At 65.0% G+C, this 24,225-nt stretch carries 22 protein-coding genes and 2 tRNA genes; 3 read left to right on the top strand and 21 right to left on the bottom strand.

The window, feature by feature from the left end:
- Positions 1 to 2: 2 nt before the first annotated feature.
- Both thiL and ACTSLZ_RS07245 read right to left on the bottom strand, forming a co-directional pair.
- On the bottom strand, positions 3 to 1,139 hold the full coding sequence (gene thiL, locus ACTSLZ_RS07250; protein WP_443094582.1) for a thiamine-phosphate kinase: 1,137 nt from the start codon (positions 1,137 to 1,139) through the stop codon (positions 3 to 5).
- A gap of 2 nt (positions 1,140 to 1,141) precedes the next feature.
- Positions 1,142 to 2,329, bottom strand: coding sequence for a hypothetical protein (locus ACTSLZ_RS07245; RefSeq protein WP_443094581.1), 1,188 nt, complete (start codon positions 2,327 to 2,329; stop codon positions 1,142 to 1,144).
- Between the two features lie 145 nt (positions 2,330 to 2,474).
- Between ACTSLZ_RS07245 and ACTSLZ_RS07240 the strand changes: the two genes are divergently transcribed.
- Positions 2,475 to 2,993, top strand: coding sequence for a DUF3515 family protein (locus ACTSLZ_RS07240; protein ID WP_238692259.1), 519 nt, complete (start codon positions 2,475 to 2,477; stop codon positions 2,991 to 2,993).
- A 39-nt stretch (positions 2,994 to 3,032) separates the two neighbouring features.
- Here the strand turns inward: ACTSLZ_RS07240 and ACTSLZ_RS07235 are convergent, their stop codons facing one another.
- The 6 genes from ACTSLZ_RS07235 to leuC all read right to left on the bottom strand — a co-directional run bounded on the left by ACTSLZ_RS07235 (position 3,033) and on the right by leuC (position 9,805).
- Positions 3,033 to 4,160 carry a D-alanine--D-alanine ligase family protein gene (locus tag ACTSLZ_RS07235; RefSeq protein ID WP_443094580.1) on the bottom strand — a complete coding sequence of 376 codons (1,128 nt, stop codon included), beginning with the start codon at positions 4,158 to 4,160 and terminating at the stop codon, positions 3,033 to 3,035.
- Between the two features lie 53 nt (positions 4,161 to 4,213).
- Complete coding sequence (locus ACTSLZ_RS07230; RefSeq protein ID WP_443094579.1) at positions 4,214 to 5,326, bottom strand: NAD(P)H-dependent glycerol-3-phosphate dehydrogenase; 1,113 nt, start codon at positions 5,324 to 5,326, stop codon at positions 4,214 to 4,216.
- A gap of 56 nt (positions 5,327 to 5,382) precedes the next feature.
- Positions 5,383 to 6,195 carry a lysophospholipid acyltransferase family protein gene (locus tag ACTSLZ_RS07225; protein ID WP_178979708.1) on the bottom strand — a complete coding sequence of 271 codons (813 nt, stop codon included), beginning with the start codon at positions 6,193 to 6,195 and terminating at the stop codon, positions 5,383 to 5,385.
- A 2-nt stretch (positions 6,196 to 6,197) separates the two neighbouring features.
- A complete protein-coding gene (gene murA, locus ACTSLZ_RS07220; RefSeq protein ID WP_129314210.1) occupies positions 6,198 to 7,529 on the bottom strand; it encodes a UDP-N-acetylglucosamine 1-carboxyvinyltransferase in 1,332 nt (443 codons plus the stop codon).
- 236 nt (positions 7,530 to 7,765) lie between these two features.
- Positions 7,766 to 8,365, bottom strand: coding sequence for a 3-isopropylmalate dehydratase small subunit (gene leuD, locus ACTSLZ_RS07215; protein ID WP_129314209.1), 600 nt, complete (start codon positions 8,363 to 8,365; stop codon positions 7,766 to 7,768).
- A 12-nt stretch (positions 8,366 to 8,377) separates the two neighbouring features.
- Entirely contained in the window at positions 8,378 to 9,805 is a 1,428-nt protein-coding gene (gene leuC, locus ACTSLZ_RS07210) for a 3-isopropylmalate dehydratase large subunit (protein ID WP_129314208.1), read from the bottom strand.
- A 200-nt stretch (positions 9,806 to 10,005) separates the two neighbouring features.
- Here leuC and ACTSLZ_RS07205 point away from each other — a divergent pair, with 200 nt between their 5' ends.
- Positions 10,006 to 10,731: an IclR family transcriptional regulator gene (locus tag ACTSLZ_RS07205; RefSeq protein ID WP_129314497.1), complete on the top strand. Its 726-nt coding sequence runs from the start codon at positions 10,006 to 10,008 to the stop codon at positions 10,729 to 10,731.
- A gap of 349 nt (positions 10,732 to 11,080) precedes the next feature.
- Here ACTSLZ_RS07205 and ACTSLZ_RS07200 read toward each other — a convergent pair.
- From ACTSLZ_RS07200 to ACTSLZ_RS07165, 8 genes are all read right to left on the bottom strand, one after another.
- A tRNA-Glu gene (locus ACTSLZ_RS07200) sits at positions 11,081 to 11,153 on the bottom strand.
- 126 nt (positions 11,154 to 11,279) lie between these two features.
- Positions 11,280 to 11,351 (bottom strand) — tRNA-Gln (locus tag ACTSLZ_RS07195).
- 173 nt (positions 11,352 to 11,524) lie between these two features.
- Complete coding sequence (gltX, locus tag ACTSLZ_RS07190; protein WP_443094578.1) at positions 11,525 to 13,042, bottom strand: glutamate--tRNA ligase; 1,518 nt, start codon at positions 13,040 to 13,042, stop codon at positions 11,525 to 11,527.
- Between the two features lie 65 nt (positions 13,043 to 13,107).
- Positions 13,108 to 13,884 (bottom strand): fumarylacetoacetate hydrolase family protein, encoded by a 777-nt coding sequence (locus ACTSLZ_RS07185; protein ID WP_129314206.1) that lies wholly within the window; start codon positions 13,882 to 13,884, stop codon positions 13,108 to 13,110.
- 99 nt (positions 13,885 to 13,983) lie between these two features.
- Entirely contained in the window at positions 13,984 to 15,102 is a 1,119-nt protein-coding gene (locus tag ACTSLZ_RS07180) for a branched-chain amino acid aminotransferase (RefSeq protein ID WP_443094577.1), read from the bottom strand.
- A 77-nt stretch (positions 15,103 to 15,179) separates the two neighbouring features.
- On the bottom strand, positions 15,180 to 16,244 hold the full coding sequence (locus ACTSLZ_RS07175; RefSeq protein ID WP_129314204.1) for a 3-isopropylmalate dehydrogenase: 1,065 nt from the start codon (positions 16,242 to 16,244) through the stop codon (positions 15,180 to 15,182).
- Positions 16,213 to 16,950, bottom strand: a complete 738-nt coding sequence (locus ACTSLZ_RS07170) for a hypothetical protein (RefSeq protein WP_443094576.1) — start codon at positions 16,948 to 16,950, stop codon at positions 16,213 to 16,215. The genes ACTSLZ_RS07175 and ACTSLZ_RS07170 overlap by 32 nt, the downstream gene beginning before the upstream one ends.
- Positions 16,947 to 17,180, bottom strand: a complete 234-nt coding sequence (locus tag ACTSLZ_RS07165; RefSeq protein ID WP_443094575.1) for a hypothetical protein — start codon at positions 17,178 to 17,180, stop codon at positions 16,947 to 16,949. The genes ACTSLZ_RS07170 and ACTSLZ_RS07165 overlap by 4 nt, the downstream gene beginning before the upstream one ends.
- Before the next feature lie 277 nt (positions 17,181 to 17,457).
- Here ACTSLZ_RS07165 and ACTSLZ_RS07160 point away from each other — a divergent pair, with 277 nt between their 5' ends.
- Positions 17,458 to 18,768, top strand: coding sequence for an ISL3 family transposase (locus ACTSLZ_RS07160; RefSeq protein ID WP_179628043.1), 1,311 nt, complete (start codon positions 17,458 to 17,460; stop codon positions 18,766 to 18,768).
- On the opposite strand, the gene ACTSLZ_RS07155 is transcribed toward ACTSLZ_RS07160, so the two are convergent.
- The 5 genes from ACTSLZ_RS07155 to ilvN all read right to left on the bottom strand — a co-directional run bounded on the left by ACTSLZ_RS07155 (position 18,756) and on the right by ilvN (position 24,223).
- Complete coding sequence (locus ACTSLZ_RS07155) at positions 18,756 to 18,995, bottom strand: hypothetical protein (protein ID WP_443094574.1); 240 nt, start codon at positions 18,993 to 18,995, stop codon at positions 18,756 to 18,758. The two genes, ACTSLZ_RS07160 and ACTSLZ_RS07155, sit on opposite strands and share 13 nt — an antisense overlap.
- Before the next feature lie 102 nt (positions 18,996 to 19,097).
- The gene (gene metG / locus ACTSLZ_RS07150) at positions 19,098 to 20,651 is read right to left on the bottom strand and encodes a methionine--tRNA ligase (RefSeq protein ID WP_443094573.1); all 1,554 of its coding nucleotides are present in this window, start codon (positions 20,649 to 20,651) and stop codon (positions 19,098 to 19,100) included.
- Between the two features lie 134 nt (positions 20,652 to 20,785).
- Positions 20,786 to 22,390 (bottom strand): phosphoglycerate dehydrogenase, encoded by a 1,605-nt coding sequence (serA, locus tag ACTSLZ_RS07145; protein WP_129314200.1) that lies wholly within the window; start codon positions 22,388 to 22,390, stop codon positions 20,786 to 20,788.
- A gap of 119 nt (positions 22,391 to 22,509) precedes the next feature.
- The gene (ilvC, locus tag ACTSLZ_RS07140; RefSeq protein WP_178979700.1) at positions 22,510 to 23,535 is read right to left on the bottom strand and encodes a ketol-acid reductoisomerase; all 1,026 of its coding nucleotides are present in this window, start codon (positions 23,533 to 23,535) and stop codon (positions 22,510 to 22,512) included.
- 175 nt (positions 23,536 to 23,710) lie between these two features.
- Positions 23,711 to 24,223, bottom strand: a complete 513-nt coding sequence (gene ilvN, locus ACTSLZ_RS07135) for an acetolactate synthase small subunit (RefSeq protein WP_129314198.1) — start codon at positions 24,221 to 24,223, stop codon at positions 23,711 to 23,713.
- Positions 24,224 to 24,225 lie beyond the last annotated feature (2 nt).

The following is a 24,225-nucleotide window of genomic DNA, read 5'->3' as shown; positions in this document are numbered from 1 at the left end:
CGCTAGACCCGGTCCTTTGCTGCAAAATGATCCCATCCCCTTTGGTCTCGGGGCCTTCCGTCCACGCTGATTTGTGGCGCCCGATCGGTAGATTCTCCACACGAGCCTATCGCAATCGCACCTGCAGGAAGGTCAGCTGTGGATGGCAGCGCAGCGAGGATCCCGTGATCCTCTCCCCCGTGGAGTACCCATTCCAGCGGGTCCTCATCGACGAACGTCGCGGCCCTCCGCAGGGGTTCGACGAGCGGGGTCAACAGGGAGGAATCGACGTCGATGGCAACTCCTGATGCCCGCGCGACCCGCTCGGCGTCCTTGAGCAGTCCGTCGGACACGTCGATCATCGCGGTCGCCCCGGCCGCGGCAAGGTCCGGTCCGAGATGGAGAGGCGGCAGCGGGCGCAATTGCGAGGCCGCAAGTGCCGACGGGTCGTCCTCGGGCGCCGCCCACGCGGGCCCTGTCTCCGCGTGCTCCGGGACCGGCATCGGAAAGGCCCCCTGGCGGTCCATGAGAATTTCCAGTCCGGCGGCGGCGCGTCCGACCGTTCCCGCAAGCACCAGGACGTCACCGGGTCGGGCTCCTGATCGGAGCACTGGGCCGGAGGCGGGACCGCGGGCCGAACCATGGGAGGCATCCAACGGGCCGCCTTCCGGGACCGTGCCGAATGCGGCGACGGTCGCGGAGAGTTCCGTTCCGGACCCGACGTCGCCGCCGCCCACGGTGCAGTGCGCGGCCCCCAGGGTCCGGATGGCCGCGCAATAGCCGCGCGCCATGTCCGTCACCCAGTCGACCGGGGTCTCCGGGGGCAAGGTCAGGCTGATCACGAGCCCCGTGGGCAGGGCACCCATCGCGGCGACGTCTGCCAGGTTCTGCGCCGCGGACTTCCACCCGAGTTCCCACCCGCGGACGGTATACCCGCAGGGGTAGGTCATGAGGTAGTCCTGCCCCTGCGTCTGGGTATCGACCGTGACCACGGTCCGGCCGGGGGTCAGGTCATAGACGGCGCAATCGTCTCCCGGGCCGAGCAGGAGCCTTCCCGACCGTGCGGCTTCCGCGCGCTCATTGTGCGCGGAGAAGATCTCGAGAACGGGACGGAGAAGCTCTTCCTCGCTCACCTGAGCGACCGTCCAGGGTCCGGCCACTCCTACTTCCCGGATTTCGAGTGCGAAAGGGCCTTGGACGCCCTGGCCACGACCGTTCCGACGCCACCGAGGGCGAGGATCGTGAAAATGGCGATCGGAAGCGGACCACGAAGAGCGGACAGGTTCCGTTGGCTCCCCGCCTGCTGCTGTTTGCCGGAGCCGTCTGCCTGCTGACCGACGTCGTTGACGCCGGCGTTGGTGTCCGAATCCACGGGCTCGGCCGAGTCCTTGTCGGAGTCCTTGCTGTTGAGGTAGTGGCTGACCCAGCTCGACAGGCCCGAGACATCGCCCACGGAGTCGTTGGACTGGGATGAGCTCCCGTCCTGTCCTTCGGTGGTGTTGCCCCCGCGTCCCGTCTGGTCCGACGACGACGTCTCGGATCCGTTCTCGGAACGCGTTCCGCCCTGAGAACCCTGTGCGGACCCGTTCCGTCCGCTCCCGGCCTGGGAATCAGGAACTTGTTCCTGGTTCCCTTGGTTCTGGTCCCCCTGATTCCAGGAACCCTGGTTCCCAGAGCCTTGGGTCCCCGGATCTCCTGCGGCAGGTCCATGACCGGCATTGCCGGTCGGCGCTTGAGGCGGGACGGCATCCTGGGTCTGTTCGGGCGCCGGCTGGGCCGTGGGGGCCGGTGAAGGATCGGCAGTGGGAGCCCCAGTGGGCTGGTCAGACTGGCCGGTGCCGGAGTCCGAGGTCGGGTCCGGTGCCGGCTCGTGCGAGGGTGCGGGGTCCTGTGTCGGTGGCGGCGAAGGATCCTGCGTCGGCTCCGTGGACGGATCGGTGGTCGGATTCTGCGTCGGCTCCGTGGACGGATCCTGCGTCGGGTTCACGGTGGGTTCGGTGGCCGGTTCCGTGGAGGAAGGCGAGGGGCCCGGTTGGGGTTCACGATGTGATCCGTCATCCGACGGCTTCTCGTTGGTGCCGCCCGAGGGGTTGGGAGTGGCCGTGGGGGCTGCCGGCGTGGCGCCTCCGTCTTCCGGACCATCCAACGCCTGCGCCGCGTTCGCGGCGGTGAGACCTGCCACACCGATAACGGCGGCGCAGGTCGCGCCGTAGTAGACGGCGCGCTGCCCCGTTCGGCACTTCTCGTCCGACCTGTCGCTGTTGCGAATGATAGTGGCCTTTCCGGATGGTCCCGTCTGGCTGTCCAGATCCGCTCGTGGTGTGTCTCCCCCGGATGGTTCACCGGGCATTGACCAGGAACGCTGGGGTATCCTCGAGGACGTGATGCCCCATCGTCTCGGTCGCTCTCGATCGACCAGTGTAGAACGCCCCGCCGCAAAGGTACAGAAAGGCTGGCCGGCCCGCAGAACGTTACTCTGCGGCGCGGTTGCCTCAGTGCTCCTGATCAGCGGTTGCTCCTCGGCAGTGACCGTGGACGCCGCTCCGGACGCGACCGACCCGGACTGCGCCCGTGCCATGGTGGCCATGCCGGACACTCTTGCCGGGCAGGACAAGCGGGAAACCACGGCCCAGGCCACCGCCGCCTGGGGCGATCCGGCCTCGATCATTCTCAAGTGCGGGGCGCGGGTCAAGGAACCGGTCACCGACCCCTGCGTTCGGGTCAACGACGTCGATTGGACGCTCAAACAGGAGGACGGAACCGACGACACGTCTCAGAGCAAGGGATCTCAGTCGGGCGGTACGGGACAGGACCAGGGCGAGACACTCAACGGCAAAGGGACGTGGACGGCCACGTCCTTCGGTCGGTCCCCCGCCGTCCAGGTCACTTTCGACGCCGCCAAGGTCAATTCCTCGACCCTTCTGGTGGATCTCCAGTCGGCCGTCGGCAGGATCGACCAGACCAAGCAGTGCACCTCGGTGTCCGACGACCTGGACCTCTCGAAGGACGGCTGAGGGCCGGCCGGCTTGCACGAACCGGCCCCATCCTCCAGATCAGCGGAGGCCGGGCTCCCTGTCCAGAGCGAGCCGGATCAGTCGGTCCACCAGCTCGCCGTACCCGATCCCGGATTCCGCCCACATCATGCCGTACATGGAAATGGGCGTGAAGCCCGGCATCGTGTTGACTTCGTTGATGACCACGCGGCCGTCGTCCGTGTAGAAGAAGTCGCACCGGGACAGCCCTTCCCCGTCAAGGGCCAGGAACGCCTGCACCGCCTTGTCGCGTATCGAGTCCTGGACGTCCTGCGGGAGATCGGCCGGGCAACGCAGTTCGGAAGAGGCCGTCTCCACATATTTCGCCTCGAAATCGTAGAAGACGTGTTCGTCTCCGACCATCTCGATTTCGCCGGGGTGGGAGGCCTGCGGCATTTCGTGGCCGAATCCGTCCAGCACGGCGCACTCGATTTCGCGTCCGCTGATGCCCTCCTCGACCACGAGCTTCGGGTCGAGCTTCTGGGCGCTCTGGATGGCTTCGTCCAGGTCCGCCCAGTCCTCGATCCTCGTGATTCCCATCGAGGAGCCGGCCCGGGCCGGCTTCACGAACACCGGAAGCTGCAGTTTCTTGATGCGTTCGATCGCGCCGGCCCGATCGTTGGCCCAGTCTCGGGCCGTGACCACGGTGTACGGACCGACCTCGAGTCCGGCGGATTCGAAGGCGATCTTCATGAAGTGCTTGTCCATCCCCACCGCGGATGCTGTCACGCCCGCACCGACGTAGCGCAGACCAGCGAGTTCGAGCAGGCCCTGGACCGTTCCGTCCTCCCCGAACGGCCCGTGCAGGAGGGGGAAGACGACGTCGAGGTGCGGTCCGGTCTCGAAACTCGCATCGTCGTACTTCAGGCTGAGCCCCTCGCTCGGGTCACCCATCGGGAGGGAAACTTGGGGGCCTTCGCCGGTGAACCGCGGAAGAGCGACGCCGTCCATGAGGCGGCCGAGTTCTTCCTCGCTGCTGAGATGCCATGTTCCCGCCGGGGTGATCCCGATGAGCACGGGCTCATACTTTTCGTGGTCGAGGACCCCGAGGACGCCCTTGGCGGTGATGAGGGAGATCGAGTGCTCGGAGGATACTCCCCCGAACAGGATCCCGACGGTGGTGCGACCGTTGTCTGCGTTGGTGGTCATGGGCTCTCTCTCGAGGTCTTGGGGTCTGATGGTCTCAGGAGTTTCGGGCCATACTACTGGCCGGGAGCGTTGGTTCCTTCGGGGCCGCCGTGCGGGGTCTCGGCCTTGAGTCGACGACCCAGCAGCATCGGCTGGAGTTGGTCCACGGTGATCTCGCCGGCCAACACGGAGGTCACGGCTTCGACGATCGGCATTTCGACGCCGTGGCGCCGGGCCAGGTCTCTGACCACAGGAGCTGATTTGATGCCCTCGGCGGTCTGCGTCATGCGTGCGGAGACTTCCTCCACGCTGAGTCCCAGGGCAAGGAGTCGACCCGCCGTGTGGTTGCGTGACAAGGGAGAAGAACACGTCGCCACGAGGTCGCCCATCCCTGCCAGCCCGGCCAGGGTCTCAGGTCTTCCCCCGAGCGCGCTCGCCAGCCGCGTCGTCTCAGCGAGTCCGCGGGTCATGATCGAGGCCTTGGAGTTGTCCCCGTAGTCACGCCCCTCGCAGATTCCCACGCACAGGGCGATGACGTTCTTGACCAGGCCCCCGATCTCGACGCCGACCACGTCTGCCGACGTATAAGGGCGAAAGTACGGCGTCGCACAGACACGGCTCACCATACCGGCAGAGGGTTCCGAGACCGCGGCCACCACCGACGCGGTCGGCTGCTCCTGGATGATCTCGCGGGCCAGGTTCGGCCCGGAGAGCACGGCGATCCGCCCCTCGCTTCCGGGCAGTGCCTCTGCGATGACTTCGGACATGCGCAGCCCCGTCCCGCGCTCGAGGCCCTTGGCCAGGGACACGAGCACGGCCTCCTCGGGGACGGCGTCGGCGACGGACACCAGTTGGTCGCGCAAAACTTGGGCGGGCAGTGCCAGAACGACGACGTCGGCGCCGGTCAGGGCCTCGCGTTGGTTCGCGGTGAACTCGAGGTTCCCGGGCAGACGCACGTTGGGAAAATACCGGTCGTTGGTTCCGGTTTCGGCCATGAGGTTCATGGCGGCTTCGTCACGCCCCCAGAGCACGACCTTCCAGGCAGGGTCGCTGTCCGCATCGACTCGCGCGGCGTCGGCTGCAATCTTCGCGAACGCGGTCCCCCAGCTGCCCGCACCGAGGACCGCAACCTTGCGCGGCGTCGGGACGGTCGGGGGAACTGTTGGGGCTCGAACGGTCTCGCTCACGATGTTCCTTCCGGTCGATTGCCGTTGCGGTACGGCCGGCGTGGGCCGGATCCGCGTTATTCCTCGTTCGTTCGCGTTCTGGGCACCCGCTGTTTCAGGCGAGGATCCCACCGACCGTCCGGGGCCTTTTCGCCCCTCAATTGCTCGACGAGCGACGTCAGTGCGTCCATCATACGGTCCGTTGCTTCGGCCAGGGCCTGCTGGCTCACGTGATCCGTGCGGTCCTCACCGCGCAGATCCGACAGGTCCAGCGGGTCACCGACCAGAACGTGGACGTGCTTCCGCGGGAACGGCCGCGGACGCGTCGCCTTCGGTGCCAGGAATTCCTGGTCACCCCAGTGGGCTATGGGAATCACGGGAGCGCCGGTGGCCATGGCCAGCCGGGCCGCACCGGTCCGCCCCGCCATGGGCCACAGGTCGGGGTCCTTGGTCAGTGTCCCCTCGGGGTAGATGAGAACCGCGCCGCCGGCGTCGATCACCGCGCGTGCGCTCTCCAAGGACTTCTTGGCTTCCATCGACCCTCGGAACACGGGGATTTGCGCCGTCCGGCTGAGCACCGTTCCGAGCACGGGGACGCGGAACAGCGATTCCTTGGCCAGGAACCGAGGAATCGTGCCCGTCATGTACACGGGGTACGCCACGGACGTGGGGTCGATCTCCGTCACGTGGTTCGCCACGACGATGTAGCCCTCGTCGCGCCGAAGCTTCTCGGTGCCGGTCCACGTCTTGGACAACATGAGGTCCAAGACGTGGCGGACCCCGAAGGCGACACAGCGAAAGAGGCGGTCGCCGCTCTTGCTCGGCGTCGTCGTCCTGATCGGACGGGTCTTTCGCGACGTGCCCCGTGACTTGCGCTCGTCCGTCGACATCCTTACTTGGCCGCCATCGTCTCGAGGTCGAACTGGGCCCCGAGACCCTCGAGCTTCTCCACGAATCGCTCGTACCCACGGTTGATCAGTTCGACGCCGGTCACGTGCGACTGTCCCTCCGCAGCCAGGGCGGCGATCAGGTGGCTGAAGCCGCCGCGGAGGTCGGGAATGTTGATGTCGGAACCGTGCAGCGGCGTCGGACCGGAGATCACCGCGGAATGCAGGAAGTTGCGCTGGCCGAAACGGCAGGGCACGGATCCGAGGCATTCGCGGTGCAGCTGGATGGACGCTCCCATCCGGTTCAGAGCACCCGTGAAGCCGAACCGGTTCTCGTACACTGTCTCGTGGACGATGGAGACGCCGTCCGCCTGGGTCAGGGCCACGACGAGCGGCTGCTGCCAGTCGGTCATGAATCCGGGATGCACATTGGTCTCGACGATGAGCGAGTTCAGCTTGCCGCCCGGGTGGTAGAAGCGAATTCCTTCGTCGGTGATGTCCAGACCGCCACCGATCTTCCGGAAGGTGTTGAGGTAGGCCATCATGTCCGACTGGTGGGCGCCCCGGACGAAGATGTCGCCCCCGGTCGCCAGCGCTGCCGACCCCCAGGAAGCCGCCTCGATGCGATCGGGCAGGGCACGATGGTTGTAACCGCTCAGATGGGGCACACCCTCGATATGGATGACGCGGTCGGTCTGGACCGTGATGATGGCGCCCATCTTCTGCAGGATCGCGATGAGATCCATGATCTCGGGTTCGGTGGCCGCGCCACGCAATTCGGTGTTGCCCTCGGCGCGGGTTGCCGTCAGGAGCACCTGCTCCGTTGCTCCGACCGAGGGGTAGGGCAGGTCGATCTTGGCGCCCTTGAGCCCCTTCGGGGCCGTCATGCGGATACCCGAGGGAAGCTTGTTGACCTCTGCACCGAAGTTCCTGAGAACTTCGAGATGGTAATCGATCGGCCGATCGCCAATCTTGCAACCGCCGAGATCAGGAATGAAGGCTTCGCCGATGGCGTGAAGCAACGGACCGCACAGCAGAATCGGGATACGGGAATCCCCCGCATGTGCATCGATGTCCGCATGGCGGGCCACGGACACGTTCGTGGGGTCCAGGCTCAGATCGCCGTTCTCCGGGTCCTTGCCGACCGTGACCCCGTGGAGGGACAGAAGATCCGTCACGACGTTGACGTCCTTGATCTCCGGAACGCTGCGAAGCACCGACGGCGTTGCACCGAGCAAGGCGGCCACCATGGCTTTGGGGACAAGATTCTTGGCCCCGCGAACCGTCACTTCTCCGCGGAGCGGTTCGCCGCCTTCAATGTGCAATGCGCCGATCATAAAGTTCCAATCTTCGTGTCTTTGGACCTCAGCGGTCCCCGTGATTCCTACGTGTCCGCAAGTGACACGCATTCTAGAACTATTTTACGGCACCATCGGGCAGTCAAATTCCTGCTGCCTCAATGGTGCAGCGAACACGATACCGGACCCCGGCTGTTGATCACGTGATCGGCGGTCTCGACCCGTCATACGCACGGCGTGAGCGTGGACCGAGCGCTGTTTCTGTCGTACCCCGCTCAGGACTTCGCCGGTAGCGTACGAGGTTTGAACTCGGGGCGCGTCTGCTCGAACTCCGTGATGTCGCTCTCCTGCTGAAGCGTCAGGGAGATGTCATCGAGTCCTTCCATGAGCCGCCACCGGGTGTACTCATCGATCTGGAACGGCACCACGAGCGACCCACAGGTGACGGTTCTCCCTTCGAGATCGACCGTCACCTCCATTCCCGGGTTCTCCTCGATGGACTTCCAGATCAACTCGATGTCCTGCTGATCCACCTGGGCTGCCACCAGCCCCTGTTTGCCGGAGTTGCCTCGGAAGATGTCAGCGAATCGGGGCGAGAGCACCACCCGGAAGCCGTAATCCTTGAGCGCCCAGACGGCGTGCTCACGGGAAGATCCCGTGCCGAAGTCCGGCCCTGCGACCAGCACGGAGGCATTCCGATAGGGCTCCTGGTTGAGCACGAATTCGGGGTCCTTGCGCCACCCGGCAAACAGGGCGTCGTCGAAACCGGTCTTGGTGATGCGCTTGAGGTAGACGGCCGGGATGATCTGGTCTGTGTCCACGTTCGACGCGCGCAACGGGGCGGCGACGCCGGTATGGGTAGTGATGGGTTCCATCGGGTTCTCCTCCTATGCGTCGGTCAGGTCCGAGGGCGAGCTCAGTGTCCCTCTGACGGCCGTCGCGGCCGCCACGAGGGGCGACACGAGATGCGTGCGCCCGCCCTTGCCTTGTCGGCCTTCGAAATTTCGGTTGGACGTCGACGCGCACCGCTCGCCGGGTGCGAGCTGGTCCGGGTTCATGCCCAGGCACATCGAGCAGCCGGCAAACCTCCAGTCAGCGCCGAATTCCTTGAAGACCTGGTCCAGGCCCTCCTCCTCGGCCTGGAGACGCACGCGCGCAGATCCGGGGACCACCATCATGCGCACATTCTCGGCCTTGGACCGGCCTTTGAGAATCTCGGCCGCGGCCCTCAGATCCTCGATGCGGGAGTTGGTGCACGACCCCAGGAACACGGTGTCCACCGCGATGTCCTTCATCGGGGTACCGGCCTTCAGGTCCATGTACTCCAACGCCTTGGCCGCGGACGCCTTGGATCCCTCGTCGGCAGCGTCCTCGGGATCGGGGACGCATTCCGACAGGGGTACGCCCTGGCCGGGGTTCGTCCCCCACGTCACGAACGGCTCGAGCTCGTTGCCATCGATCGTGACTTCTCGGTCGAAGACTGCGCCCTCGTCCGTGCGCAGGGACTGCCAGTACTCGACGGCCCGGTCCCAGTCCTCACCCTGTGGCGCGTGAGGCCGTTCGCGGACGTAGTCGAACGTTGTCTGGTCCGGAGCGACCATGCCGGCCCTGGCACCCGCCTCGATGGACATGTTGCAGATCGTCATCCGCCCTTCCATCGACAGTTCTTCGATCGCGGTTCCGCGGTATTCGAGGACGTATCCTTGCCCCCCGCCGGTGCCGATCTTGGCGATCACGGCCAGAATGATGTCCTTCGCCGTGACCCCGGGGCGGAGGTGGCCGTTGACCGTGATGGCCATGGTCTTGAACGGCGCCAGCGAGAGCGTCTGGGTGGCCATGACGTGCTCGACCTCGCTCGTGCCGATACCGAAGGCCAGGGCACCGAAAGCCCCGTGGGTGGACGTGTGGGAATCGCCGCAGACCACGGTCATCCCGGGCTGGGTCAGACCGAGCTGGGGGCCGACCACGTGGACGATCCCCTGCTCCTCATCACCCAGCGAATGGATGCGGACCCCGAATTCTTCGGCGTTCGCGCGCAGGGTCTCGATTTGCTGGCGTGAGGTCTCGTCCGCAATGCGGGAAAAGATGTCCTGCGTCGGGGTGTTGTGATCCTCCGTCGCGATCGTGAGGTCCGGGCGGCGAAGCTGCCGTCCGGCCAGGCGGAGCCCTTCGAATGCCTGGGGCGAGGTGACCTCGTGAACGAGGTGCAGGTCGATGTAAATCAGATCGGGTTTGCCATCCTGCCCCGCGACGACTCGATGGTCGGCCCAAACCTTCTCGGCCAGGGTCCTGGGGCGGGCCGATGAATCCGTCATGTTGTCCTCCGAATTCCTGTGTGCTTGCGAGACTCATTCTGCCCACGAACACGCAGGTCTTCCAGAACGTGGACTTGCATTCCAGTATTTGAGAACTCACTATGGTGGGTATGAGCGAACTTTCCGAGACCACTCCTGCCACCGTCGAGGCCGCGTCGGGCAGCGACGAGATTCTTGGTGGCATGGGGACCGCGAACCCCATGTCCGTCCGGGCCCGCCCGAGCGGGGTCGGGGTTCTGGACAAAGCCACCCATATTCTGGACTGCCTCGAGGCCGGTCCGGCCAGCCTGTCGCAGCTGGTCGAGGCCACGGGCCTCGCCCGGCCCACGGCGCATCGTCTGGCGGTTGCCCTCGCCCATCATCGGCTGGTCGCGCGAGACGTTCAGGGACGGTTCGTTCTCGGGCCCCGACTCGGCGAATTGGCCTCCGCCGCCGGCGAGGACCGCCTGATTGCCGCGGCAGGCCCCGTGCTCAACCAGCTCAGGAATCTGACGGGCGAATCTTCCCAGGTCTATCGACGCCAGGGAGAATGGCGCATTTGCGTCGCATCAGCAGAGCGCCCCATCGGCCTGCGCGACACCATCCCCGTGGGCACCCAGTTGTCCATGAAAGCCGGTTCGGCGGCTCAGGTGCTCATCGCCTGGGAGGATCACAATCGCCTCCTTGAAGGCCTTCGGCAGGCCCGCTTCTCCGCGACGGTTCTCTCCGCGGTTCGACGCCGCGGCTGGGCCCAGTCGGTCGGTGAACGCGAACGCGGCATTGCCTCGGTGTCCGCCCCGGTCCGCAACCCTTCGGGCAAGGTCATCGCGGCCGTCTCCATCTCGGGACCGATCGAGCGCCTGACTCGCCAGCCCGGTCGGCTGCATTCCGACGTCGTCGCACAGGCCGCCCGCCAGCTGACCGAAGCGCTCAGGGCTCCTCAGTAGATCCGCGCTCTGCCGGGAGAATTCACTCCCCCATGATTCTGCGCGACTCCGTGATCCCTGCGGCCCGGTTGTCCCTCCGGGGGACCCTGATCTGTCCCTGCGGGACCATCACCGCCTGTCTGGGTGGCACTGCTTGCGGGTCTGTGCCGTGCCGGACGGGGCGCGGAGTGGCTTCGGTCCGTCCGGAGCGGCAATTCGGTTCGCCCAGGATATTCGCTCCTGCGACTCGGTCACGCCGCCCGCTCGGCCCTACGCTGCGTCCATCGTCCATGAATCCAGAATGATTGGAGTGAATCCCTGACCGACAATAAAAAGAGCCCGGCACTGTTGTGCCGGGCTCTTTGACCTGTGACCCCAACCGGATTCGAACCGGTGTTGCCGCCGTGAGAGGGCGGAGTACTAGGCCGCTATACGATGGGGCCAGAATGTCATTTCGGAATTACTGTCTTCCTCATGACCGCTCGATTTATCTTACACACTCTGGAGTTTGTTTCCAAATCGACCGATGTGAATCATAACACGTGATTTTTATATCAGAGCTATGTTCGCTGGGATACCAGGACTCGAACCTAGAACGACGGTACCAGAAACCGCTGTGTTGCCAATTACACCATATCCCACTGTTTGCGGCGTTTCGACCTTCCGGCCTCATCTCCGCAACGAGTAAATACTCTACAGCCCCCACCCGACCCACGCAACCTCGCACAACGTGGCCTCGGCCACCCTCAGGCGAGCCGGTCGCGCCCCTACTCCGGCGGAGAGACGCGCGACCGGCGACAGCCTGGCCGGAACCTCAGGACCGGTCCGCCAGGTCCCGGATCAGGGCGTCGATCCGACGCAACGAGGACTCCCTGCCGAGGATTTCGAGCGATTCGAAAAGGGGCGGCGAGATCCGCGCGCCCGAGACGGCAATGCGAACCGGGCCGAAGGCCAGGCGCGGCTTGATCTCCAGGCCCTCGACGATGGCCGAACGCAACGACTGCTCGATCGATGCGCTCTCCCAGGTCTCGAGCTGCGACAGCGCCTCGTGAGCGGCGCGCAGGACGTCCGGAGCGGATTCCTTGAGCTGCTTCCGCGCATCATCCGCGATGACGATCTCCTGGTCGCCGCGGAAGAGGAACCCGAGGAGCCCGGGCGCCTCACCGAGAAGCTGCATCCTTTCCTGGACCAGGGGGGCCGCCTCGTGCAGGATCTGCCGTTCCCTGTCGCTGAGTTCCTCGTCAACGATTCCGGCGTCTCTCAGATAGGGCAACAAACGCTCTTCGAAATCAGCCGCATCGAGCATGCGAATGTGCTGACCATTGATCGCTTCGGCCTTCTTCACATCGAACCGAGCGGGGTTGGCGAGGACATCGTGAACATCGAAATTCTCGACCAATTGATCCACGGTAAAGATGTCTTCGTCCGCGGAAAGCGACCAACCCAAGAGGGAAAGATAGTTGAGCAGACCTTCTTTGATGAATCCCTCGTCCCGCAGGAGGAAGAGATTCGATTCCGGGTCCCGCTTGGAGAGCTTCTTGTTCCCCTGGCCCATGACGTACGGCAGGTGCCCGAATTCCGGGATGAATTCGGCGATCCCCACGCCCACCAGAGCCCTGTACAGGGCGATCTGACGCGGCGTCGAGGACAACAGGTCCTCTCCCCGGAGCACGTGCGTGATGCCCATCAGGGCGTCGTCCACGGGGTTGACGAGCGTGTACAACGGGTTGCCATTCGCCCGCACCACCACATAGTCCGGAACGGACCCGGCCTTGAACGTGATCTCCCCGCGAACGACATCGTTGAACGTAATGTCCTCGTCCGGCATGCGCAGACGCAGGACCGGTTCACGCCCCTCAGCACGGAAGCCTGCCTTCTGCTCCTCGGTGAGATCACGGTCGAAGTTGTCGTAGCCCAGCTTCGGGTCCTCGCCCTTGGCACGATGGCGCTCTTCGACTTCCTGGGGAGTCGAGAAGTCCTCGTAGACATAGCCCGCGTCCTTCAAGCGGCCGATGACGTCCTGGTAGATCTCGCCCCTCTCGGACTGCCGATAGGGCTCGTGAGGTCCTCCGACGCCGACCCCCTCGTCCCATTCGATGCCCAGCCACCGCAGCGACTCAATGACCTGGTTGAAGGATTCTTCGGAGTCCCGCTGCGCGTCCGTGTCTTCGATGCGGAAGATGAGCCGCCCGCCCGTGTGACGGGCATAAGCCCAATTGAACAACGCGGTCCGGACCATGCCCACGTGGGGTGTGCCGGTCGGTGAGGGGCAGAAGCGTACGCGTACGGGACGGTCTTCGCTCACCGTCGGCTTAATGGCTTCGGTTGTCATGATTCTTGGATACTCATCGCTTTCGTTCTCAGAGGTTTCCGGGGCGTGGCCCCGCCGTCGTGTGGTCAGGCCCGCCGCATCCGGTTGACGAGTGCGCCGATACCGCCGACCTCAATTTCGACTTCCTGCCCGTCCTCGACGAGGCCGACGCCCGCCGGTGTGCCCGTGAGGATGACGTCACCGGGCAGCAGGGTGAAGGCATCGGAGATCCTGGACACCAGATCGGCGACGCCGAAGATCATGTCGCTCGTGGAGCCGTCCTGCTTCAATTCACCATCAACCCACGACCTGACGCTGAGGTTCTCTGTGTCCAGATCCGTTTCGATCCACGGCCCGAGCGGGCACGAACCGTCGAATCCCTTGGCGCGAGTCCATTGGAGGTCGGTGGCCTGGAGATCACGCGCCGTCAGATCGTTGCCGCAGGTGTATCCGAAGATCACTTCGGGAACACGTTCGACCGGAACCGACTTGCACATGCGCCCGATGACCACGGCCAGTTCGGCTTCGTAGGAAACTTCCTCACTGGTATCCGGCAGGGTCACGGGATCCCCGGGACCGACCACGGAGGTATTCGGTTTGAGGAAGAATTGCGGCGAGGTGGGTGCTTCGTTCCCGAGCTCGCTCGCGTGCTCGTTCCAGTTTCTGGCCACACCAATGACCTTGGAACGGGGAATGATGGGCGCGACCAGACGGACGTCGGCCATCGGGAAGGTCTTTTCTGTGGGGTTGATCCCTGTGTAGAACGGGTCGCCCGCGAGTACGGTCACGGTCTCCTGACCGTCCTCGCCGTCGACGCGTCCGTAGAACAGTTGGTCCTCGGCTGTAAATCGTGCAATGCGCATGAATCCAGGTTAGCGCCTATACCGCAGACACAGCTCAGCAATCCACAGGTGTGACGTTCGGCCCTCGGAAGAGAGCCGCGAGGACGAACACGGGTCGGATCAGACGACGCGGGTCAACCACCCGAAACGGTCCTCGACCCGTCCGGTCTGAATCCCGGTCAGTTGCGTCCGCAACAGTTCGGTCACTTCACCGTTGGTGTTCTTCGCCGCCGGAATCTCGCCGTCCTCCCAGAGCAGACGCCCCATGGGCGCGACGACGGCGGCCGTGCCGCACGCGAAGACTTCCGCGATCTCGCCGCTCTCCACGCCGTCACGCCACTCGTCGACTGTGATCTTTCGCTCGACGACCCGGTGTCCTTGTTCCTCGGCGAGCTGGATGATCGAGGTGCGAGTGATTCCTTCCAGAATGGTTCCGGTCAATTCCGGGGTCACCAGTGTTCCGTCGCTGAACACGAAGAAGACGTTCATGCCCCCGAGCTCCTCGACGGCGTTGTCCCGGTGGGGGTCGGTGAAGATGACCTGCTTGCACCCCTTCTCCTCCGCCTCTGTCTGAGGCAGAAGGCTGGCCGCGTAGTTGCCGCCGCACTTGGCTGCGCCCGTGCCGCCTTCGCCAGCTCGGGCGTAGTCTCGGGCCCACCAGATGTCGACGGGCTCGGGAGTTCCGAAGTAGTTGGCCGCGGGTGAGGCGATGACCTCGAACAGCGCCTCGTGCGTCGGCCGAACGCCGAGGAATTTTTCCGTCGCGATCATGAAGGGCCTGAGATACAACGAAGTCCCCTCTCCCTCCGGGATCCACCGCGAGTCCTTCTCCACGAGGTTCCGGACGGCGTCGACGAAGAGGTCGACCGGAAGCTCCGGGAGGGCCAGTCGCCTCGCCGATTTCTGGAAACGCTGGGCATTCGCCTCGGGCCGGAACAACCAGACGGAGCCGTCCTGGTGACGGTACGCCTTGAGCCCCTCGAAGACTTCCTGGCCGTAGTGCAGGACCGACGTCGCGGGATCGAGGCTCAGGGGGCCGTACGGCTCGATCCGGGCATCCCGCCATTCGCCGCCGTCCGGGCTCTCGCCGCTCCACTCGACCTTGGCCACGTGGTCCGTCATGAATTCACCGAACCCGGGAGCCGCCAGAATCTCGGCCAGCCTTTCCGGTGTGGTCGGTTCCTGGTTCTCGGTGGTGGTGAAGGTCGAAGTGCTCAACGTGGGCTCCGTTTCCAGCATGTGCGTGTGTGTCTTGTACCGCGCGACCGCCGCGTCCTTGCGGCGGCGCCCGGACTATCGGGGAAGAGAGGAGAGGCTCAGATCCCGGCGAGAACAGCTCGACCGATGTCTGCGGTCGATCGCTGCTCGGCGCCGTGGTCCCGCATATCGTCCTCGACTGCTGACTCGATGGTACTCGCTGCGTCTTCGTGGCCCAGGTGACGAAGCAACAAAGCTCCGGCCAGGATCGCGGCACGGGGATCCGCGATTCCCCGTCCGGCAATGTCCGGCGCCGATCCGTGCACGGGTTCGAACATGGACGGCGCCGTGAATTCCGCGTTGATGTTGCCGCAGGCGGCGTAGCCGATGCCGCCTGAAATCGCGCCGGCCTGGTCGGTGAGGATGTCCCCGAACAGATTGTCCGTCACGATCACGTCGAACCGGGCCGGATCCGTGGTCATGTAGATCGTCGCGGCATCGACGTGAATGTAGTCCGTGGAAACCTGCGGATATTCCTGGGCGATCCGGTCAAAGGTGCGGCGGTAGAGGCCACCGGCGTGGACCAACACATTGTGTTTGTGAACGAGGGTCAAGTGCTTCCTGTCCCTCGAGGCCGCCAGGTCGAAGGCGTAGCGGATCAACCGGTCGACGCCATGGGCCGTATTGACGGAGACCTCGGTCGCGATTTCGTGCTCCGTGCCCTCGCGGACCGTTCCCCCGTTGCCGACATACGGCCCTTCCGTACCCTCACGGACGACGACGAAGTCGATGTCGCCCGGCGCGGACAACGGGGACACGGCACCGGGATACAGCCGTGACGGCCTCAGGTTGATGAAGTGGTCGAAGGCAAATCGCAGTCGCAACAGGATTTCGCGTTCGATGAGCCCCGAAGGAACCTGAGTCGATCGCGGATCGGCCCCGACTGCGCCGAAGAGGATGGCCTGGTGCTCACGGAGCGAGGCGAGCTTCTCGTCCGTCAGCGTCTCCCCCGTGCGAAGCCAGGCCTCGGCACCGAGTTCATAGTGAGTCGGCGAGACACGCAGGCCCGCACGGCCCGCGGCCTTCGTGAGGACGGCCAACGCCTGTTCCGTGACTTCGGGGCCGATGCCGTCTCCGGGGATGACGGCCAGGTCAAGGGTGCGGGTATCCGTGGTGTCGCTCATAGAGACAAGGTAGCCCCTTGGAGCCCGTCACGCCCACATAGTAGGATGCGATCTCAGTATGTGAGCCATGGCCCGGGCCCGGTCGGGGTTCCGGGCCAACATTCCTCGGTTCGAACAAGATCACAGCCCTCGAGTCAGGAGCATCGCGACCCCGGCCCAGGCGGCCGCCCAGAGGAATGAGCCGAAGGTTCCGAGGATGAACCGTTCGACGGCCGGGCTGCTTGAGCTCGGCAAACCGGCCCAGGGCCTTGATCGCGGCGAGCACCGTGAGCCCTGTCGGCCACCCCGCGATCAGGGTGACGGCCACACCGACCCTCTCCAGGACCCCGATCCACAATCCGCCGTGCAGGTCGGAATCGCGCTCGGGATCTGCGGGCGCCTCCGATGGTTCGCGGCGCCTGCCCGATCGGTAGAGCTTTCCGCTCCGTTGGGAGAACTGAAGCACAGCGGCGGTCACGGGCGACCCGGTCAGCGCGGCAGCCGCAACCCCGGAGACGATGGCAACCACGGCGGCCCACGGTTCGACCCCGATGCCCTCCCCCTGAAGGGCACTGGCCGTGGCGGCGCTTGCGGCCGCGACCAGCAGAATCAGGAACACCAGGGCCCAGGTGCGGCGTGTTCGAACACTGACCGCGGGGACGCGGAAGCACACGATGGCGCCGAGCACGGCCGCCAGGATCATGATCGAGAGGGCGATCAGAGTCATGATGACCCCGCTGTCCTCGCGAGACCGTCCGTCGAGTCCAGGTGCTGGGCCCAGCGAATCATCTCGCGGCGGAGATCCTCTGTCTCCCGGTACATGCTCGCGGACAACCTGCCGGACACCGCTTGCTGACTGATCCCGAGGCGACGCGCCATGTCGGCCTGGGTCATTCCGGTCACGGCGAGGTCGTAGGCCTCTCGGGCTTTTGCCCCTCTCTTGCTCCACATCGTCACGATTGCCCGCAATCCGGACCGGACTCCGGCGCCCAGATCCGAGTCTGCGGTGAATCCGACGTGATGTGCACCGGGACGCTTGGCATCCTCGACGGCAGCCCGCGCATTGATGTAGGCCGAGCCCCTCCCCTCCCGGGCGGTCTTCGGCCAGGGCGGTTCGATAGTGGCTCTTCGCAGTTGAGGGGGTAGGTGGCTGAGCGCGTCGGTCGCCGGATGAGGGTCGAGGCCTTCCGATGATGGAAGTTCTCACACTGACCATCTGCCGGAAGACCTCGACGTGCACCACGCTACCTTCGCGACCCCTGATCTGACCGTGTTCTGCCATCTCGACGAGCTCGGCCTCGTGGCCACCGGTCAGCTTTTTGAGCCGGATCGCGCGGTGATCGAGTGCCGCGTCGCCGAGCCGGATCCGTGGTGCCGGGGATGCGGTAGCCAGGCGCTCTCGCGCGGGACGGACACGCGGCGTCTCGCCCACGAGCCGTTCGGTCATCGCCCGACGACGCTGCTGGTCCGGGTCCGCCGCTACAAGTGCTCGGGATGCGGACGGTCCTGGCGTGAGGACCTCACGGCAGCGGCGCCCGAGCGAGCCAAGCTGTCCCGTAGCGGGATGCGGTGGGCGTTGGAAGCGCTCGTGATCGACCACCTCACCGTCGCCCGCGTCGCCGCCGGACTCGGTGTCGGTTGGCACACGGCGAACAACGCGGTCCTCGCTGAAGGGCGTCGAGTGCTGATCGACGATCCCGCCCGGTTCGACGGCGTCGCCGTGATCGGCGTCGACGAGCACGTCTGGCGCCACACGAGAGTCGGCGACAAGTACGTCACCGTCATCATCGACCTCACCCCGAACCGCGACAAGACCGGCCCCGCCCGTCTGCTGGACATGATCGAGGGTCGCTCGAAAGCCGTGTTCAAGACCTGGCTCGCCGCACGCCCGCAGGACTGGCGCGATGGTGTCGAGGTCGTCGCGATGGACGGGTTCACCGGCTTCAAGACCGCCGTCAGCGAGGAGCTCCCGGACGCGCAGGCGGTGATGGACCCGTTCCACGTCGTCCGCCTCGCCGGCGACGCCCTCGACACCTGCCGTCGTCGCGTCCAGCAGTGCCTGCACGGCCGGCGGGGCCGCAAAAACGATCCGCTCTACAAGGCCCGCCGCATCCTCCACACCGGCGCGCAGCTGCTCACTGACCGGCAGCAGACCCGTCTCGAGGCACTGTTCGCGGTCTCCGAGCACGTCGAGGTCGAGGCGACCTGGGGCATCTACCAGCGCGTGATCGCTGCCTACCGCGAACCCGATCGGAAGACGGCGAAGAAGCTGATGACAGCCGTCATCGATTCCGTCTCCAGCGGCGTCCCCGCCGCGCTCGTGGAGGTCCGCAAGCTCGGCCGCACGCTCAAGCAGCGCGCCGCCGACATCCTCGCGTTCTTCGACCGGCCCGGCACGTCCAACGGGCCAACAGAGGCGATCAACGGGCGCCTGGAACACCTCCGCGGCTCCGCCCTCGGATTCCGGAACCTCACGAACTACATAGCCCGATCGCTGCTCGACACCGGCGGCTTCAGGAACCACCTACACCCTCAAATGCGATGAGCCTCGATAGTCCCCTGGCCGAGACCGCAGTGCCACTCGCCGCTCGAGGCGAGGGCAAGCAGACACTCAATCGCAGGATCCGCCGCATCGAAGACTGCTTGGGCCTCGTCCCCGGCCGTCCTGTCGAAGCGGAGGACGGCCTCCTCGACGCCGCGGGCTCGCTCGAGATGAGGCACGGCATCCGCGGCCTCCCTCGAACCCACTTGGTCCACGGTCAGAACGAACATGTGTCGATCCTGCCAGCCGCTACGGTTCGATACAAGGGTGGAACTCGATGAAACGCATAACAAGGTTCCAACTTTGTTTATCTGGATACAAGGCGGATACCTTTATTCTGTGGCCGCCTCATACCTGGGGAAGATGCCTTCGGGCGCCGGTAAGGCCGTGCCTGAAACGATCCGATGGTCCAGGGCCGCAAAGGCACGGGCCTCCCCCTCTGGCTGGCCGAGCTGGTCCAACAGTCGACCCATTGAATCAGGCATGACGGGCTGGACGAGAGTGGCCACAATGCGCAGGGATTCCAGGGTCACGTAGAGGACCGTCGCCATGCGCGCGGGATCCGTCTTCCGCAACTTCCAGGGCTCCTGCGCCGTGAAGTACCGGTTGACCTGGGCAATGACCTTCCACACGCGCTCCAGGGCGCGGTGGTAGTCCAGGCGGTCGAAGTCCTCGCGCACCGGAGCGTACAGAGCATCCGCTGCGTCCAGCACCTCGCGGTCCTCGGCCGTGAACTCCCCCGGCTCAGGAACGGCGGATCCGCAGTTCTTGGCAACCATGGACAGGGATCGTTGCGCCAAATTCCCCAGGTCGTTCGACAGGTCCGAGTTGATGCGAGAAACGATCGCGGCAGCACTGTAGGAACCGTCCTGGCCGAAGGTCACTTCGCGAAGCAGGAAGAACCGCAGGGGATCCACGCCGAAACTCTCCACCAACTGCGCAGGGTCGAGCACGTTTCCGACGGACTTGGACATTTTCGCGCCGTCCACCAGCAGGAATCCGTGAGCGAAGACCTCGCGGGGAAGTTCCAGCCCCGCGGACCAGAGGAAAGCCGGCCAGTAGATCGTGTGGAACCGGGTGATGTCCTTGCCGATCACGTGGAAATTCGCCGGCCAGTACTTCTGGAACAACTCCCCCTCGGTGTCGGGGAAGCCCAGTCCCGTGAGGTAGTTGGTCAGAGCATCGACCCACACGTACATGATGTGCTTTTCGTCGCCCGGAACGGGGATGCCCCAGTCGAACGTCGTCCGCGAAATGGACAGGTCCCTCAGCCCGGACCGCACGAAGGAAGCGACTTCGTTGCGACGGTATTCGGGGTAGGCGAATCCCTCGGAGGAATAGAGCTCGAGCAGCCGGTCCTGGTACTTGGAGAGCCGGAAGAAGTACGACTCCTCCTCGGTCCACTCGACCTCGGTGTCCGTGGGGATCGCGTAACGGACTCCGTCTTCCCTGACCTCGGTCTCGTCCTCGCCGTAGAACGCTTCGTCACGGACCGAGTACCAGCCTTCGTACTTGTCCAGGTAGATGTCCCCGTTGGCTTCCATCCGCCGCCACATCTCCTGACAGGAAGCCACATGGTCCGGATCCGTGGTCCGAATGAAACGGTCGTAGCTGACACCCAGGAGGTCGTCCATCGCCTTGATGCGAGCGGAGTTCTTGTCCGCCAGCTCCTTGGCGGTCACCCCCTGCTTCTCGGCCGAGGTCTGCATCTTCTGACCGTGCTCGTCGGTTCCGGTCATGAACCGCACGTCGTATCCGTCCAGGCGCTTGAACCGCGCCATGACGTCCGTGGCGATGTGCTCGTAGGCATGGCCAATATGCGGATCACCGTTCGGGTAAACGATAGCCGTGGTGATGTAGAAGGGCTCGGCTGAAGTGGAAGTCATGGCTCCTACTCTAAGGCAGATGCCGGCGTCCTCCTGCCCCGGACGCCGGCCTGTGGATAGTGCGGTACTGAACCGTCACGACGCCGCCCACCTCGAGTGTCGGGCCGGGCGGCGTCGTGGTCGGTCGTCGGTATCTAGTCGACGAGCGAGACGAACGCGGTACGATCGGCCTCGATGGTCGACTTGATCGATGCCACCATTTCGGGGGAAGCCGGCGAATCGAGGGCCAGGACGGACAGGGCCCGCTGGTCCTTGTCCTGCCCTTCCCCGCGGGAGACCTGCATGCCGGCGATGTTGATGCTTGCGGTTCCCAGCAGGGTTCCCATCGAAGCGATGACGCCCGGCCGGTCGCGGTAGTCGAGGATCATCATGTGATCCGTCAGGCCGACCTCGAAATCGAAGCCGTTGACACCCGTGAGCTTCTCCACGAGCTTGGGGCCGGTGACCGTCCCCGAGACTGCAATGCGCGTGCCGTCGGCCAGAATGGCCGAGAGGGTCGTCTCATTGCGGAAACCCTCCACCTCGGACGTCGTGACCAGGGTGGTCTCGATCTCGCGCTGCTCGGCGATCATGGGGGCGTTGACGTAGGAGACCTTCTCGGAAACGACGTCCGTGAAAACGCCCTTGAGGGCCGCGAGTTTCAGCGACGAGACGTCCTTGGAAGCGATCTCCCCAGCCACCTTGACCTCCACGCTGGTCAGCGGTGAATCGTGGGTCAACGCGGTGAGTACTCGGCCGAGTTTCTCGGCGAGCGCGATGCCGGGTCGGACGTCGGCGTCGATGGGGCCGCCGGCCACGTTGACCGCGTCGGGGACCAGTTCCCCTTCGAGGGCCAGTTTGACCGACTTGGCCACGGAGATCCCCGCCTTCTCCTGGGCTTCCGCAGTCGACGCACCCAGGTGGGGCGTGGTGACCACGTTGTCCATGCCCACGAATTCGACGCCCTGCGGCGGTTCCGAGACGTAGACGTCGATGGCGGCTCCACCGATCTTGCCCGTCTTGAGCGCCTCCGCCAGGTCCTCCTCATCGACCAGGCCGCCGCGGGCCACGTTGACCACGAAGGCGGAAGGTTTCATGAGCTCGAAGGCTGCGGCGTCGACCATTCCGGTCGTCTCTGCGGTCTTCGGCATGTGGATCGTGATGATGTCGGACTCCCGGAACAGAGTCTCCAGTTCGACCATCTGGGCGCCGAGCGAGGCCGCCCGCGCGCTCGTCACGAACGGATCGTAGGCGAGGATCTCGGTCCCGAACGCCCGGAGCCTCTCGGCAACGAGTCCACCGATCCGGCCCAGGCCGATGATGCCGACCTTCTTCTCGAAGAGTTCGATTCCGGTGTACTGGGAGCGCTTCCACTGTCCCTCCCTCATGGAAGCGTCGGCGGCGGCGATGTTCCGGGACAGCCCCAGAATGTGGCCGACGGTCAGCTCCGCCGCGGAAATGATGTTGGACGTGGGGGCGTTGACCACCATCACGCCCGCGGCCGTGGCAGCGGGAATATCGACGTTGTCCAAACCGACACCGGCTCGGGCGACGACCTTGAGGCGGCGAGCGGCCGCGAAGGCTTCCGCATCCAGCTTGGTCGCGGAGCGAATCATGATCGCGTCGACGTCCGCAATGTCCCGGAGGAGGGCCTGGCGGTCGGATCCGTCCGTCGTGCGGATCTCAAATCCCTCTCCGAGGGCGTCGATGGTGGCGGGCGAAAGTTCCTCCGCGAGGAGGACAACGGGCGTTTGAGTCACAGTCGAATTCCTAGGTAATGGTTGGATGCCTGATGGGGAAAGACTTCACAAGTGCAACGGCCGGCCATCCGGGGGTTCGGATGACCGGCCGTTGCCGAACCGTCATCGGGTTCTGATTCTCAGCGAGCCGCCGAGCCGTCGGTGTAGTCGGCGTCGGAGGACTTCCAGGAGAAGAGCTTGCGCAATTCCTGGCCGGTCTTCTCGATCGGGTGGGATGCGCCCTTCTCACGGAGCTCCTGGAATTCCTTGCCGCCATTGGCCTGGTCGTCCATGAACCTCTTGGCGAAGGTGCCGTCCTGGATGTCCGAGAGAACCGCCTTCATGTGGTCCTTGACCTCGGGGGTCACCACGCGGGGCCCGGACACGTAGTCGCCGTATTCGGCGGTGTCGGAGCAGGACCAGCGCTGCTTGGTGATCCCGCCCTCGTTGATCAGGTCAACGATGAGCTTGAGCTCGTGGCACACCTCGAAGTAGGCGATTTCCGGCTGGTAGCCGGCCTCCGTCAGCGTCTCGAAGCCGTACTGGATCAGCTGGGAAACGCCACCGCACAGAACGGTCTGCTCGCCGAAGAGATCGGATTCGGTTTCCTCGGTGAAGGTGGTCTTGATGACGCCGGCGCGGGTTGCGCCGAGGCCCTTGGCGTAGGCCAGAGCGAGCTCGAAGGTCTTGCCCGAGGCATCGACCTCGACGGCGACCAGTGCGGGGACACCGCGTCCGGCCTCGAACTCACGACGCACGGTGTGGCCGGGACCCTTGGGGGCGACCATGGCCACGGACACGCCCTCGATGGGTTGGATGTAGTCGAAACGAATGTTGAACCCGTGGGCGAAGAACAAGGTGTTCCCCGGCTCGAGGTTCGGCTCGATCGATTCCTTGTAGATCGCGGCCTGGACCTGGTCCGGGGTCAGGATCATGATGACGTCTGCTTCTTCGACGGCTTCCGCGACCGTCAGGACACGCAGGCCCTCAGCTTCGGCCTTGGCGCGCGAGGACGAGCCCTCGGCGAGGCCAATACGAACGTCGATGCCGGAATCCCGGAGGTTCAGCGCGTGCGCGTGACCCTGGGATCCATAACCGATGATCGCGACGGAGCTGTCCTGGATCGCCGCGAGGTTTGCGTCGTCGTCGTAAAAGATTTCAGCCATGGGATTGAGAACTCCTCTATCTTCCCCACGGGCATTTGCCCGCGGACTATGGTCGTGGTGGCCCGGGCCACTGCTATAAAAAGCCTAGCTTCCCGGCCCACGATGCCCCGGATTCTGCCGGCGCATGACAGGTTTGTGAACGCCTCGCACGAAATGGCTTCACGTGCGAAGTGGATTACTGATGGCGCAGAGCCCTCTCGCTCATCGAGCGCACACCGCGCCCGATGCCAAGGGTCCCGGCACGCACGATCTCGCGTATGCCGAAGGGCTCCAGAATTTCCAGGAAGGCCCGGAGCTTCTCCGGGGCTCCCGTGGCCTCGATGACGACGGACTCTGTGGAGACGTCGACGATCGATGCCCGGAACAGGTCCGCGGCCTGGGTGACCTGGATGCGAGTCGCCGCATCCGCACGGACCTTGACCATGATGTGGTCGCGCTGCACCGAGGTTTCCGATGGCAGTTCAACGATTTTCAGAACATGGATCAACTTGTTGAGTTGCTTGGTGACCTGCTCGAGCAGGCCCCCTTCCGCGTCGACCACCACGGTGATCCGGGATATGCCCGGAACCTCGGTGGCGCCCACGGCCAGGGAGTCAATATTGAATTGGCGACGTGCGAACAGACCCGAGACTCTCGCGAGAACGCCGGGTGTGTCCTCGACCAGGACGGACAGCGTGTGACGAGACATGG

Source organism: Rothia koreensis (assembly GCF_052232265.1).
GTDB classification, from domain to species: Bacteria; Actinomycetota; Actinomycetes; order Actinomycetales; family Micrococcaceae; genus Rothia; species Rothia koreensis.
The sequence above is the reverse complement of the archived record's forward strand: the minus strand, read 5'-3'. Positions and strand labels throughout refer to the sequence as shown.

Coding starts and splice junctions, on each gene's coding strand:
- leuC (WP_129314208.1), bottom strand. CDS start 9,805: ATGACGGATTCATCGGCCCGCCCCAGGACCCTGGCCGAGAAGGTTTGG.
- murA (WP_129314210.1), bottom strand. CDS start 7,529: ATGATCGGCGCATTGCACATTGAAGGCGGCGAACCGCTCCGCGGAGAA.
- ACTSLZ_RS07235 (WP_443094580.1), bottom strand. CDS start 4,160: ATGACCACCAACGCAGACAACGGTCGCACCACCGTCGGGATCCTGTTC.
- ACTSLZ_RS07185 (WP_129314206.1), bottom strand. CDS start 13,884: ATGCGCATTGCACGATTTACAGCCGAGGACCAACTGTTCTACGGACGC.
- ACTSLZ_RS07170 (WP_443094576.1), bottom strand. CDS start 16,950: ATGACTCTGATCGCCCTCTCGATCATGATCCTGGCGGCCGTGCTCGGC.
- ACTSLZ_RS07175 (WP_129314204.1), bottom strand. CDS start 16,244: ATGAGCGACACCACGGATACCCGCACCCTTGACCTGGCCGTCATCCCC.
- gltX (WP_443094578.1), bottom strand. CDS start 13,042: ATGACAACCGAAGCCATTAAGCCGACGGTGAGCGAAGACCGTCCCGTA.
- leuD (WP_129314209.1), bottom strand. CDS start 8,365: ATGGAACCCATCACTACCCATACCGGCGTCGCCGCCCCGTTGCGCGCG.
- metG (WP_443094573.1), bottom strand. CDS start 20,651: ATGACTTCCACTTCAGCCGAGCCCTTCTACATCACCACGGCTATCGTT.
- ilvN (WP_129314198.1), bottom strand. CDS start 24,223: ATGTCTCGTCACACGCTGTCCGTCCTGGTCGAGGACACACCCGGCGTT.
- ACTSLZ_RS07180 (WP_443094577.1), bottom strand. CDS start 15,102: ATGCTGGAAACGGAGCCCACGTTGAGCACTTCGACCTTCACCACCACC.
- ACTSLZ_RS07205 (WP_129314497.1), top strand. CDS start 10,006: ATGTCCGTCCGGGCCCGCCCGAGCGGGGTCGGGGTTCTGGACAAAGCC.
- ilvC (WP_178979700.1), bottom strand. CDS start 23,535: ATGGCTGAAATCTTTTACGACGACGACGCAAACCTCGCGGCGATCCAG.
- ACTSLZ_RS07155 (WP_443094574.1), bottom strand. CDS start 18,995: ATGTTCGTTCTGACCGTGGACCAAGTGGGTTCGAGGGAGGCCGCGGAT.
- ACTSLZ_RS07225 (WP_178979708.1), bottom strand. CDS start 6,195: ATGTCGACGGACGAGCGCAAGTCACGGGGCACGTCGCGAAAGACCCGT.
- ACTSLZ_RS07245 (WP_443094581.1), bottom strand. CDS start 2,329: ATGCCCGGTGAACCATCCGGGGGAGACACACCACGAGCGGATCTGGAC.